Origin of the sequence: Paenibacillus xerothermodurans (assembly GCF_002220865.2) — a bacterium.
Taxonomy (GTDB): Bacteria; Bacillota; Bacilli; order Paenibacillales; family NBRC-103111; genus Paenibacillus_S; species Paenibacillus_S xerothermodurans.
Genome location: NZ_NHRJ02000006.1, coordinates 162,530 through 175,150, shown reverse-complemented (window position 1 = coordinate 175,150; position 12,621 = coordinate 162,530). Strand labels below are relative to the sequence as shown.

Below are 12,621 nucleotides of genomic sequence, written 5' to 3'. Positions count from 1 at the left end.
CCGAGCGCCTCACACGGTGGGGGGTACCGCGCCTGCTAATGTTTTTCCTTACTCAAATAAGGTTAAATAAAAAATATTTAGGAAATTCCAGCGCCGCTGGGAATTGGTAAATTATGAAGGGGACATATTAGTTATTGACCACAAAAGAAATAGGGAGAGATAGCCGATGAGCCTAACGCCGGAGCAGCGTATCCAACTACATGGCTTCAATAATCTTACCAAATCATTAAGCTTTAATATGTATGACATCTGCTTCACCAAAACCAAAGAAGAACGCGAAGCTTACATCGACTATATAGATGAACAGTACAGCGCTGACAGATTAACTGCCATTTTGAAAAATGTCGCTGATATTATTGGCGCACACGTGTTGAATATCGCCAAGCAGGACTACGTTCCCCAGGGAGCGAGTGTGACCATGCTGATTTCGGAAGAGCCTGTAGTTGAAGTACCGACGGAGAGGTTTGAGGAGTCCCCGGGCCCTTTGCCCGAGTCGGTGGTCTTAGCTTTGGATAAAAGTCACATCACGGTGCATACGTATCCGGAGTATCATCCGGACGAAGGCATTAGTACGTTCAGGGCTGACATAGATGTCTCCACATGCGGCGAAATTTCACCGCTGAAAGCATTGAATTACCTTATCCGCTCATTCGATACCGACATCATGACGGTGGACTACCGGGTGCGCGGCTTCACCAGAGACATCAGCGGGCATAAGCTGTTCATTGACCACGACATCAGCTCGATTCAGAACTACATTCCGGAAGAGATCAAAGACATGTTTCATATGATCGATGTTAACGTGTATCAGGAAAATATTTTCCATACAAAATGTAAACTCAGAGAATTCGATCTCAATAACTATCTGTTCGGTTACACCAAAGACAAGCTGTCTCCAGAGGAGCAGGAAGAGATCACGCAAAGCGTGCAAATGGAGATGGATGAAATATTCTATGGCAAAAACATTTACTAACCGCACAGGTGTCATCAAGAGTTGACAGTTGCGCCACAGGCAGCAATCTTCAGCAGCAGCAACGGTCGGATATGAAGGGCGTCGGCATGGAATGGTATTCGTCCATGTCTTTTTCGTCTGCGCCGTGCTGGTGTCAGCTGGCACACTGCATCTATGTAAGTTGTGAACAAAGCTGACGGTTCAAAAAACAAAATCCGTATGCTATACTGCCCTTGCATACTGTGCTCGTCAAACATTTTATGAAATTAAACATATGAACACGCGCACAAAGCAAAAATCACGCACAGCAGCAACAAAAGGAGGATAAATATGAAAACTTTTGAAATCGCTGTCATTCCCGGTGACGGGATAGGGCAGGAGGTTGTTCCGGCAGCGCTGCAAGTGCTGCAGGCTGTAATGGATGTGCACGGCGGCTTGAAGCTGAAGTTCACCAATTTCCCTTGGAATTGTGATTATTACATGGAGCATGGCAAAATGATGCCGGATGACGGGATCCAGACGTTGTCTGGCTTTGACGCGGTCTTTCTCGGGGCGGTCGGCGATCCAAGCCGTGTACCGGACCATGTGTCGTTGTGGGGCCTGCTAATCAAGATCCGTAGGGAATTCGAACAGGTCATCAATATCCGCCCGGCGAAATACTTTCAAGGTCTGAGCTCTCCGCTGCGCAATCATAATAATTTTGATTTTATCGTGGTTAGGGAGAACAGCGAAGGGGAGTACAGCGAAATCGGAGGCCGGATACATAAGGGAGAAGACGAATTAGCCATCCAAAATGCCGTGTTCTCCAGGAAAGGCACGGAGCGTGCCATGCGGTACGCATTTGAGTTGGCGCAGAAAAGAAGAGGCCACGTGACCAGCGCCACCAAGTCGAACGGAATTGTGCATTCGATGCCGTTTTGGGATGATGTGTTTAAAGACGTTAGCGCCGATTATCCGCAGATAAAAACGTCTGCCATTCATATCGATGCGCTCGCGGCGTTTTTCGTCACGCGCCCGCAAATATTTGACGTGATCGCGGCCAGTAATTTGTTCGGTGATATTTTGACCGATCTTGGAGGCGCTATCATGGGCAGCATCGGTATTGCTCCTGCAGCCAACATCAATCTGAACGGCAAATATCCGTCTATGTTCGAACCGGTGCATGGCTCGGCGCCGGACATCACCGGCAAGGGGATTGCCAACCCGCTCGGTCAGGTGTGGACTGCGAAGATGATGCTCGATCACTTGGGTGAGCATGAAATTGCAGATAAACTGCTGGCGGCGATGGAACAAGTGACGGCCAGCGGCTGTAAAACGCCGGATATCGGCGGTACAGCTACTACCAGGGAAGTGACGGATGCAATCTGTCGCACACTGAAAGCTGTCACAGTGTAAGCAGCCCTCCCGCTCAGCAAGAAACTCATCGTGATTGCCGCTTCCAACCCCCTGGGACGAGATTGGGCTTGCGTCTCTGTGGGAAGTGGGCATTCTGCTCTCTGTCTATCGTTTCGTGCGAATGCCGCTTAACCCCATCGTAAGCTGGATTTATCGCATCCACGTTGGCAATGCCTCCCTTGCGGGTGACTACGAGCTTCACCCAGTCAGACCGGTGGAATGCGAACATAATCTGGATGCTGGCGACGGCGCTCGGTATCGCTATGATCTAGCAAGGCAGATTTACAGCCACGTTGAGCCGCCTGATCGAGCTGGGCACTCATCTGCGATGCTCTGGGGGGCTGCGTCGGGTCTGCGTCGTTAATTGTCTTGAGGCTTTTTTATTCGCAGATCGCCGTGATTGTGCACCGGCCAAGCCGGTGCACTTCAGGCGCTGCGTCGGAGTTGGGAGCCTCAGCCTTCAGTTGGGCATGGAAGAGTTTATATTGGGGCACAGCATTATTGTTAGCTAGTATCTCTATCAGATGGTATGGGCCAGGGACCCCCCCGCTGGACGAAAAAGAGGCAAAAGGAACAGCGATTAGAGAGATCCTGACACGCTGAGCGTACTGACTGCTAGTGCATTCTCTTTCATTTAGCCGCGGCACAGGCCATTCACCAGCACTTCTAAACTTGCAAATTAAATGCGCTAGTGTGCCTCCGGTTCTCGTCCAAAACAATCATACCCCTGTCGAATAAGATGAACTATGATCGCGCAACGAGTGGTCATAATTTGATAAGGGAAGTGATTGACAGATGCCTATCACACAAGTCGCAACATTAGCCAGCAACAACGGCACTACTTGGTTCTCCACTGCCAGCAGAACGGATGCGGTAGAAGCTGCGATTACCGGAATTGCGTCGCCGACCAGGGCGCTGGTCACAAACGTTGGCAGACTCTTTCCGTTCTGGCCGGAGCTGGCATACTATCCTTCAGATGCTAGTCCGAACCCGCAGTATGTATGGGAGAGTGCCCTTCCCGAAGAACCTGAAACAATATGGTTTGCCCAAGCAGTCACGCTTACACTGCCTACCGTGGGGTTAGCCATCACTAGACTGGCCACAGCCGACGTGTTTAGTGACAACACCAATACTCTGTTCTTGGAAGAGTATTTGAGCATTCCTGCGGTCGGGCTGCAACTTTTTGCCAGCGCGACACCTGTGGGAGGAGCACCTACCGGCGCCATGCAAGCAGCATCGCCTCCCTATGAATGGCAAACTGTTCGCAAGTTCTCCAACACTTACCTCAGTACGCTGCCTGTAGGACTCCCCCTGCTCACAACACAGCATTTCGTAGTATCTATCGAAGCAGCGAACTTCCCCCCGAACGGGCCGGTGAATCCAGCAGGCTTGCAGTACATTGTCGAGCTGTACAACGACATCCTGTAAAACATTCGCTCGTGACAGCAGTGAGCTGTTCGCGTGCTGCGCAGGGGCCAAGAGCGGGTGCTCTTGGCCTTTTTTTACGCTGTTCGTCGGCACCATGCAGTGGTCCGGCCATCCTGCCTACCGCCGTGTTTCCACAAAATGGGGTATTGCTAGGGGCAACCACGTGTACGAAATGAATAAAATACGATGATCTTGTTGGTTAATCCCAATGAGATAGGGGGGAAATTTTCATGTTGAAAGTAAGCTGCATCTTGACAAGCTACAACCGCCGCGTGCTGATTCGGGATGCAATTACCAGTGTGATAAATCAAACCTATCCGAACTGGGAGCTGTTCATCGTCGATGATAACTCGAACGAAGAGACGCAGGAAATTATCGCGGCATTCGCAAGCGCCGATCCAAGGATCCAAGTGCTGCAGACCTGGGTCAAAGCAGAGGACAGGAAAAAGACCACCCGCTACGCAACATGCATTAACCTCGCTATTCCGCGCATATCCGGAGATCTGGTCACTTACTTGACAGATGATGATATTTATTTCCCCAGACGTTTTGAAAAAATGGTTGAGGTCTTCGAAACCTATCCGCATGTATATGTTCTCTACGGGCAACAGCGATTGGCGGCTATGATTGACGGCGTCGTCCATTCGCGCGGAATCAGGCCGTTGGCGGGTATCACTAGGGAACCGGCCACAAAGCTCGATCATAACTCCGTGATGCACAGGGCGGCATGCTTCAAACTGGTGCCGCGATGGAATGACGATCGCGCGATCGTGCCGTGGGCGGATGCCGTGTTCTTCGAAGATTTGGCTAGATACTGGGACTTCTACCCTCTCGATTTTATTACCGATGAACACAGATACCACGAACACTCGATTCAAGCCAAGTACAACCGGCAGGAAGAAGTATACACGGACAAGACGGAATAACCCATTTTACCCAAAAAAGGGGTGTATTGCATGGTTTGGCAATTCTACAATCCATCATTCGCAGCCGCCTACGCGCCTGAACTGTCTGCCGCGGTTATGCTAGCCGGACCTTGGTCAGGGCACACGCGCTTTGCCTATGATCTGGTGCGCTTTATGCAGCCCGCCAACATAGCGGAGCTGGGGACTTTCATGGGCACATCTTACTTCAGCATGTGTCAGGCAGTGCGCGATGGGGGATTATCCACCAGATGCTATGCTGTCGACACTTGGCAAGGCGATCCCCACCAGGGCTATTACCAGGATGATGTATTTCAACGGGTGGCTACGGTCAATCAGAGGGAGTATGCCCCATTTAGCACATTGATTCGGAACACCTTCGATGCAGCTCTGCCTTCGTTTCCGGATGGGTCTATCTCTCTGTTGCACATAGACGGGTACCATACGTACGAGGCTTCGCTGCATGATTATACAGCATGGTACCCGAAAGTAGCACACAACGGAATTGTGCTTTTTCATGATATCGCTGTGCGTGAGAAGGATTTTGGCGTGTATCGGCTGTGGGCAGAGTTGTCATCCGCTTATCCTCATCTGACCTTCCTGCACTCGAACGGTCTGGGTGTGCTGTTCCCGAAAGGATGTCCGCAGCAGTTTCAGCCGATATTGGCGAACAAAGAGGCTTTCATTCGGCAATACCAATACTAGTAGCATCAAGCTTCTAAGCGCAGTATGGTCTTAGCTGAGTATGGTACAGTGAGTCGACGGGGAGGGGCATATGGCAGCCGAATATGACCGTAACCGGCAAAAGGCGCCGGACCATTACTTTTGTCATACTAGGGAGTGGGCACGGCAGTCAGGTTTAAACATGTATACCACCTATATACCGCTCTGCGTGGAGAGCAGACATCCGGTATTTGTCGCCGTTATTCCGGACGGTCGGGTGTGGGGGGACAGTGGAACGGTAATTACGCCGGATAACTATTTGCTCTGGGATGTGTCCTACCACTGGACCGAAGACCCGCTGCTGCACCCGGTTTTCCGCGAAGCGGCATTGCCGGAGGTGCGGCATGTCCCTGGCAGTCTAGCAGTGCTGAACACAGTCGGATCAGCTAATTATTATCATTGGATGTACGATGTGCTGCCGCGTATTCTGCTGCTCCGAATGTCCGGTGTCCATGTGGATACGTATCTTATAGGCTGCAACCCCCGGCCTTTTCAATTGGAGACATTGGCTGCGTTCGGAATCAGCCCACACCATGTGGTTCCGAGCGAGCCCTTTTTGCATATTCAGGCGGACCGGTTGATCGTGCCGGCATTGCGGAGAGGCGAAAGATGGGCGTACAGCTGTCTGCGTAACACATTCGCACGGTTTCATCACGGCACTACTGCCGCCAGGCGCATTTATATTAGCCGTGCCGGCGTGGGATGGCGCACTGTGGTGAATGAGGCACAGGTGGCGTCACTGCTCAGCAGCTGTGGCTTTGAAACGGTATACCCGGAAGCTATGCCGGTGCGTGAGCAAGTTCGGCTATTTTCTTCCGCACAGATGGTAATATCTTCCACGGGAAGTGCGTTGACCAATTTAACTTTCTCAAAACGGGGTACCAAGGTGCTGGAATTTTTTTCACCGCACTTTCTGCCATCGGAAATTAAACAAATATGCTTGTATGGCGGGCTCCGACATTGGAGCATGATTTGCAAAGCCGTGCGTCCCCGGGCGTTCGCTGACAGCAGCAATTACTGGCCGGGCTGTGACAACGTTGAGGTGAATCTTAGTGAGCTGTCACATTTGCTGCAGCAGATGGGAGTGAAAACCCAGCCGTAAATCGCGAAAGGAGGGACCTATGAGAATTCTTCTTACTTCATTTTTAGCCAAATTCCCTCACGTAGGGGGAATGTGGCAGTACGTTAGTACTCTAAAAGAGGGGCTTGAACGAAGGGGGCACGTGGTGGACTTGTTTTCGATGACAAACTCCCAGTACCTCCTATCCTCTAAACAGGGGCTGCAGCAAATCAAGATCAACTCCCTGGTGAGCACGAAGTTCCAGCAATATTTTCATCGCCAGTGGGAACTCATCGACCCTTGGATTAAAAATCTGGAAATCTCCCGGAGCGGTTTCGCTCTCGCGGCGAGCTATTTCGGTATCCGTGATTATGATGTCATTCACGCACAGGATGTGTTCGCAGCACGGGCTTTCCAGAGAATTGCCGAGGGTATTCCATTGGTCGCCACGATACACGGCAGCCTGTATCAGGAGCTGTTCTCCCGGCAGCATGACTTTGGAGCCATCCGTAGAAAGTATGTGCATGATCTCGAGCATGCCGGTTCGAAGCTGTCGGACTGCGCAATTATGCCCTCACATTGGTTGGCAAACATATTTCAAGAGATGTATCACTTAGATAGCGCGCAGTTCACAGTCATTCCGAACGGGCTTGATATTGCAGCGATGCGGCATAAGATGATGGCCGACGACAGTCCGCCTACTGTTGCCGCTGCTGCTCCCGTTAAGGAAGATCAGATGATTTTCATTTGTCCGGCTCGTCTGGTCACGGAAAAGGGGCACCGTATACTCTTGGAGGCATTGCGGACGCTTGGGCAGCAACGGCAAAATTGGCTGTGTTGGATCGTTGGCGACGGACCGTTGCAGGATAAGCTGGTGGCGATGGCAGAAGACCTGTCGTTGCAGAGCCATGTGCAATTTCTCGGCAACCGCAGCGATGTGCCGGCGCTGCTGCGCAAAGCCGACGCAGTGGTTCTGCCGAGCTTGATTGACAATTGCCCGTATGCAATTTTGGAAGCGATGGCCGCGGGTAAGCCGGTGGTGGCGTCCGCAGCCGGCGGGATACCGGAAATGATCGAAGACGGATGCACCGGTGTATTATTTCCTACTGGAGATAGCCGCGCGTTGAGCGAAAAACTACAGTTCATCCTGAGTGATCGCACGGTCGTAGACAGAATGGTGCGTAACGCGAAACAGCGGCTGATGCAGCATCACACTCTGGACATTATGGTCGCCCGCACACTGGCGGTGTATCAGCAATCAATAATGAAGCATAGTGGGGGGCATGCGGTATGACACAATTGAACAATCCGATCCTACCCGCAGCGGAAGCGGAAAGCTCTAACAGCCGGCTTACGCAGACCAAGCGAGAGCGGCCGGCGAGCCGCTTTATTCCAAACAGCACCGCCAAGCGCGCGGTGAATAAACAGCGCACGTATGCTGCTGCGGGCAAGAGGCTGAGGTACCGTTCCGTGAAGCATCGTAGTGGCAAAAGCACGTTGCCAAGCAAGCGGGCACTGGATCGCACCGTTATGTCCGGCAATCTGTTTGACCCCATGTTTTCACTGCCTTCAGCTCGCCCAATGAACGTGGATAAGTATGTATGGAGTAAAATTAAAAAAGCGGTGCCGCGCGATTACACAATCATTGATCCGTTGTTTGAGCGCATCGTGGACTTCACGGTGATGCAGAGGTATGGTGTGTTCGATGAGCAAGATATTCCCGTGCCGGCGCCAGATGGTGTGGAATAGATGATGCCGGATGGCGTGGAATACACGATCCCGGATGGTGTGGAATCGACGATGCCAGGTGCTGGAATAGACGATGGATGTGGCAGCGGCATGCTGCGGCTCGGGCAAAATAATGCCGCCCGGCCCAGTCAGAGCATGAGGAAGATACAGTTGTCCAGGCATAACTAAAGCCCGAACAGAGCCCGGGCACCAGCCATCTCGCACTTTGGCGGAGATAACACCCAGAGTGCTGGATACCGGTAACCGGAGCTCAAGCAACGCGCGGAGGGGTGACTCCCGATGTGAACAATCAATCAGGAACTACAAAGTAATTTTTGCCGAATACTTGTATGACTTCTTGATTCTTCATCTGTATGCCGCTATGGTGAGCCAGCGATTTGATGAATTCATACGCCTTTTTTTGATCGCTCTCATTCAGCTCTTCGAATAGATGCAATAATTTCTCTTTACTGGACATGCCCGTAATCCTCCTCTCAAAAATTGCAAGTAGATAAGGAAGGAAAACAAAAAAACACAAGGCTAGATACCCGTGTTTTTATACACATCTATCCTTCCCACTTCGCTTCCGAGGTTAGCTGACGGATTCGGGCGGTGAGAATTCGCCCTACGACGTTCAGTGAAACGCCGATTCACCCCATGATCCTGGTTCCCCCGGTTTTCGTCAGAAAATTCAGCGATTGACCGTTTTGAATATGAAGTTGTACCTGTGATTTTAACCCTTGGCCAAGCTGTTTGTAAAGCTCAATCATTACAGGGTGTTTAAAGCATACCCGCCACCCGTATTTTTCGCTATTCCATCGATCAGGAACCTTCTCGACAACTTCAGTGTATGCGCATTCATTTGATGTGGATAGTTTTACCTATCATTACCCCTTGGCCGGATGCGAGAAACACAGCTATGTAGCAAACATTACAAATGCTCTCACAACAAATCCACCGAACAGCTTTTTTAATGAATGGCGCGGCGCTGATCGGTGGGCAAGATACGCTGCGGGCGGATAAATCATATAATAGCGGGAACCCAGCGGTGAACTGCGGGCCGCACAGGCAGCATGCTTCCTTATATAGTGCTCACATGCACTCTGATAAATCCCACATTGCGTGGTGTCGCCCTCGCGACCGCCGTCGGCATGTCTTCGTCTCCTCCGCTCACCCTAACATCAAAGCTGCCGTCGCCGGCTCTAAGTAGTGTTCCGGTGTACAGTTCACTTGGAAAAAATACCTCCACGGTCGCGCCGCCAAACGTGGCTAGAGTTTCGATCAGGTCCATCAAACAGTCACTCCTCTCGTGAGAAACTTATTGGCTTACATAATTGATGTTTGCTAGCGGCACTAGCACGAGATCGCCTGTCGCTTCCACCAGCTGCACATAATCCTCGCCCAGCGTCAGGATTCGACCCGAGACAGGGCCAGCGGTAGTGCCTACGGTTACTATAGTGCCAATTAGAGATTGCAAATACGTCCGGTTGGCTTCACTCGGCGCGGTCACGCCAGCCACTCGTGCCCGCAAGATCGTTATCTGGTTGCTTAATTCATTTACCTCCGAAACCATTTTGTTGATGTGGCGCCGTGCGATGTTGTACTTGCTCTCTACATAGCTTCTCAACTGCTGGCCACCGCGCAGGAGCCTTGACGATTTTGTGTTCTTGCTGTCGGGTTTTATTGAGCTGCTCTTTCTGATTACGGCCAATCTGTTCACACTCCTCGGAGGAATCGGTCTACAACTTCACGTTATGTGCTCGTTCTGATGATGGCAACTCGTCTATATGAAAGTTAGTGAAATAACCTATGTTTATAGAATAGAGGCCTAGCTGCGGCATCGCCTGACATATGCAAAAGTACTGTCTTCTCCCTTCACCACAAATTCGTTTGTGGTTTTTTTGTGGTCATGCGCCAATTTCCATTGCCGTGCGGTATTCGTCCACTAGCCGGTTTTAGCAGCAGCATAACATAACACCATGGGATCTGAGCCAACGCCAGAGTCGGCTGCGAGAGATAGAAAAGCCTGAAGCTGCAACCAATTTGAGTCGGAAAGTGTTTCGTTAAAGGTTAGGGGGAGGTCATTTGTTACAAGCACAAAAGCAGGCAACTATTCACGCAAAAAAAAACGGGATGGCAAAAGGTAGACAGTTGGGCTCGCAGCACGGGTACAACTTGGGGCGGCGCGACGCAATCCGCATGCAATACCTGCCTGATCCGCCGCCGGCCCGGTGTATGCGGGTGCTGTATATCGCTCAGGGATTTCATGCCATCGACGGTGGCATTGAGAAAGCACTGCGGCATGCGGTGAGCGAAGTAACCGCTGGCTCGCCGGATCAGATGCTCGCACTGGCTGAGCAGGTGCGTCCCGACTTGATGCTGGTCATGAACGGCCTCCATGGGTTCCCAGAAAATCAGGGGGATCAGATCAGCCGCATTCGTGAATTAGGCACCCGTACCGTGCTGTGGTTCGCGGATGATCCATACTTTACAGACCGCAGCGCATCTATCGCCCCGTATTACGATGTGGTGCTCACCCATGAGCAAAGCTGCGTCCCGTTCTACATGGGGCGGGGCTGCCGTCAGGTGGCATACCTGCCGCTCGCGGCTGACACGGATGTGTTTCGTCCACAGCGTGTGGAGCATCAGTATCACACGGACATCTGCTTTATCGGTGTGGTGTTTTGGAACCGGGCCGCTTTTTTCGACCGGATCGCGCACTATTTGGTGGGCAAAAACTTCAAATTTGCCGGTGGAGAGTGGCAGCGTCTGCAGAACTACCAGCTGCTGCAGCACCGCATTTACGAAGGATTCGTGCCGGTGGAAGAGACCGCCAAATATTATAGCGGAGCCAAAATTGTGATCAATTTGCACCGTCACCATGCGCATCCGACGGACAACTTTAACAGCCTTGGGATTCCGGCGCTGTCTATCAATCCGCGCACATACGAGATGGCAGCGTGCGGGACGCTGCAGCTCACGGATTTCAGGAGCGACTTGGCCGCCTCTTATGCCCCGGGAAAGGAGATCGTCGTTTACCATTCGCCGGAAGATTTCATAGCTAAAGCTGAATATTATCTGACGCATGAAGCAGAGCGTGAAGCTATCGCTTTGAACGCGCTGCGCCGCACGCTGGAGCAGCATTCTTACACCACACGCATTCAACAACTGTTGCAGTTGCTCGGCTATTAACTGAGATTTCGTAAGTACCAGGATTTTGCTCGCAGAAGGAGGAGAGCTGAATGGCCGCAGAAACAGCGCGGAAGTCGCATGGCCACCGTTCGGCACAGAAGGCTTGGAAGCGGGGTTGGAAGGCCGGCTATGGATTGGGCGCAAACTATGGGTATCACTTGGGCCGCTGCGAAGCAGTGATCAAACAAACTCCACCTCCGCCGGCGCCGTGCTGGGATGCACGCATATTATACGTCACGTCCGGCAAACCCATGCCGTATCCGCCGCTTGAAATGTCGGTGGGGCAAGCGCTGAGCGGCATGGTGCGCGAGGTCATTACCGTGGGACCGGACGCGGATATTGCAGCGGTGGCCGAACAACACATGCCGGATGCGGTGCTGGTATTGGAGGGATTTTACGTTGCAGCCGAACAGCTCGAACGGGTACGTGCGTTGGGCATCCGCACCGCTATCTGGCTCACGGACGACCCATATTACACGAATGTGACCATCAATCTAGTAAAAAACTATGATTACGTGTTTACCTTGGAACTGGCCTGTGTGTCCCTGTACCAGCAGCATGGCTGCCCGCGGGTGTTCTATCTGCCCTTTGCTGCGAATCCCGCTGTGTTCACGCCCAAGCCCGTGCCGGTACATTACCGTCGGGACATCAACTTCCTCGGCTCAGCATACTGGCATCGGGTGGCCTTCTTCAACAGGATGACGCGGTTTCTAGCAGCCAGAAATACTTATATTTCAGGACTATGGTGGGACCGCCTGCCGGAATATCATCTGCTCGCTCACAAAATCAGCTTAAACCACTGGTTGGAGCCGGAAGAGACGGCCGGCTATTACAACGGCGCGAAGGTGGTAATCAATTTGCATAGGGCGGTATATGATCCCACGATGAATGATAATACCGAGTTGATTGCCGCTGTATCGCCGAACCCGCGGACCTTTGAAATTTGCGCCTGCGGCACGCTGCAGCTGGTCGATGTCCGCAGCGATCTGAGCCGCTTTTACACACCTGGGGTGGAGATTGTCACCTACGCTTCCGCGGACGAGCTAATGGAAAAAATAGACTACTATTTGCAGCATGAGGAGGAACGGCAGGAAATAGCGCTCAACGCTCTCAGGCGGACCAGAATGGAGCACACTTATCAGCATAGGCTGGCGCAATTACTGCAAACCTTCTTAGGCTAAATGGGCGTGTGTGCCATGCGCCTTCGCCTGAACGCCCGC

At 52.0% G+C, this 12,621-nt stretch carries 13 protein-coding genes and 1 riboswitch; of the genes, 10 read left to right on the top strand and 3 right to left on the bottom strand.

What is annotated here, in order from left to right; all coding sequences use genetic code 11:
- Window positions 1-166: 166 nt before the first annotated feature.
- The 8 genes from speD (at window position 167) to CBW46_RS12675 (ending at window position 8,230) form a co-directional block, all read left to right on the top strand.
- Entirely contained in the window at window positions 167-973 is an 807-nt protein-coding gene (speD, locus tag CBW46_RS12715; RefSeq protein WP_089200375.1) for an adenosylmethionine decarboxylase, read from the top strand.
- Window positions 974-1,282: 309 nt separating this feature from the next.
- Window positions 1,283-2,347 carry a tartrate dehydrogenase gene (locus tag CBW46_RS12710; protein ID WP_089200374.1) on the top strand — a complete coding sequence of 355 codons (1,065 nt, stop codon included), beginning with the start codon at window positions 1,283-1,285 and terminating at the stop codon, window positions 2,345-2,347.
- 795 nt (window positions 2,348-3,142) lie between these two features.
- Window positions 3,143-3,775: a hypothetical protein gene (locus CBW46_RS12700; protein ID WP_089200372.1), complete on the top strand. Its 633-nt coding sequence runs from the start codon at window positions 3,143-3,145 to the stop codon at window positions 3,773-3,775.
- A 230-nt stretch (window positions 3,776-4,005) separates the two neighbouring features.
- Window positions 4,006-4,701: a glycosyltransferase family 2 protein gene (locus tag CBW46_RS12695; protein ID WP_089200371.1), complete on the top strand. Its 696-nt coding sequence runs from the start codon at window positions 4,006-4,008 to the stop codon at window positions 4,699-4,701.
- Window positions 4,702-4,731: 30 nt separating this feature from the next.
- Entirely contained in the window at window positions 4,732-5,403 is a 672-nt protein-coding gene (locus CBW46_RS12690; protein WP_089200370.1) for a class I SAM-dependent methyltransferase, read from the top strand.
- 70 nt (window positions 5,404-5,473) lie between these two features.
- Window positions 5,474-6,523, top strand: coding sequence for a glycosyltransferase family 61 protein (locus CBW46_RS12685; protein WP_089200369.1), 1,050 nt, complete (start codon window positions 5,474-5,476; stop codon window positions 6,521-6,523).
- Between the two features lie 19 nt (window positions 6,524-6,542).
- Window positions 6,543-7,775, top strand: coding sequence for a glycosyltransferase family 4 protein (locus tag CBW46_RS12680; protein ID WP_089200368.1), 1,233 nt, complete (start codon window positions 6,543-6,545; stop codon window positions 7,773-7,775).
- The gene (locus CBW46_RS12675; protein ID WP_089200367.1) at window positions 7,772-8,230 is read left to right on the top strand and encodes a hypothetical protein; all 459 of its coding nucleotides are present in this window, start codon (window positions 7,772-7,774) and stop codon (window positions 8,228-8,230) included. Before CBW46_RS12680 ends, CBW46_RS12675 begins: the two co-directional genes overlap by 4 nt.
- A gap of 289 nt (window positions 8,231-8,519) precedes the next feature.
- On the opposite strand, the gene CBW46_RS21315 is transcribed toward CBW46_RS12675, so the two are convergent.
- The 3 genes from CBW46_RS21315 to CBW46_RS12665 all read right to left on the bottom strand — a co-directional run bounded on the left by CBW46_RS21315 (window position 8,520) and on the right by CBW46_RS12665 (window position 9,836).
- Complete coding sequence (locus tag CBW46_RS21315) at window positions 8,520-8,687, bottom strand: hypothetical protein (protein ID WP_165842287.1); 168 nt, start codon at window positions 8,685-8,687, stop codon at window positions 8,520-8,522.
- Between the two features lie 88 nt (window positions 8,688-8,775).
- Window positions 8,776-8,916, bottom strand: a riboswitch (cyclic di-AMP (ydaO/yuaA leader).
- Between the two features lie 374 nt (window positions 8,917-9,290).
- The gene (locus CBW46_RS12670) at window positions 9,291-9,500 is read right to left on the bottom strand and encodes a hypothetical protein (protein ID WP_089200366.1); all 210 of its coding nucleotides are present in this window, start codon (window positions 9,498-9,500) and stop codon (window positions 9,291-9,293) included.
- A gap of 27 nt (window positions 9,501-9,527) precedes the next feature.
- Window positions 9,528-9,836 (bottom strand): hypothetical protein, encoded by a 309-nt coding sequence (locus tag CBW46_RS12665; RefSeq protein WP_133253976.1) that lies wholly within the window; start codon window positions 9,834-9,836, stop codon window positions 9,528-9,530.
- 458 nt (window positions 9,837-10,294) lie between these two features.
- Here CBW46_RS12665 and CBW46_RS12660 point away from each other — a divergent pair, with 458 nt between their 5' ends.
- Entirely contained in the window at window positions 10,295-11,401 is a 1,107-nt protein-coding gene (locus CBW46_RS12660; RefSeq protein ID WP_089200364.1) for a CgeB family protein, read from the top strand.
- A 50-nt stretch (window positions 11,402-11,451) separates the two neighbouring features.
- A complete protein-coding gene (locus CBW46_RS12655; RefSeq protein WP_089200363.1) occupies window positions 11,452-12,582 on the top strand; it encodes a CgeB family protein in 1,131 nt (376 codons plus the stop codon).
- Window positions 12,583-12,621 lie beyond the last annotated feature (39 nt).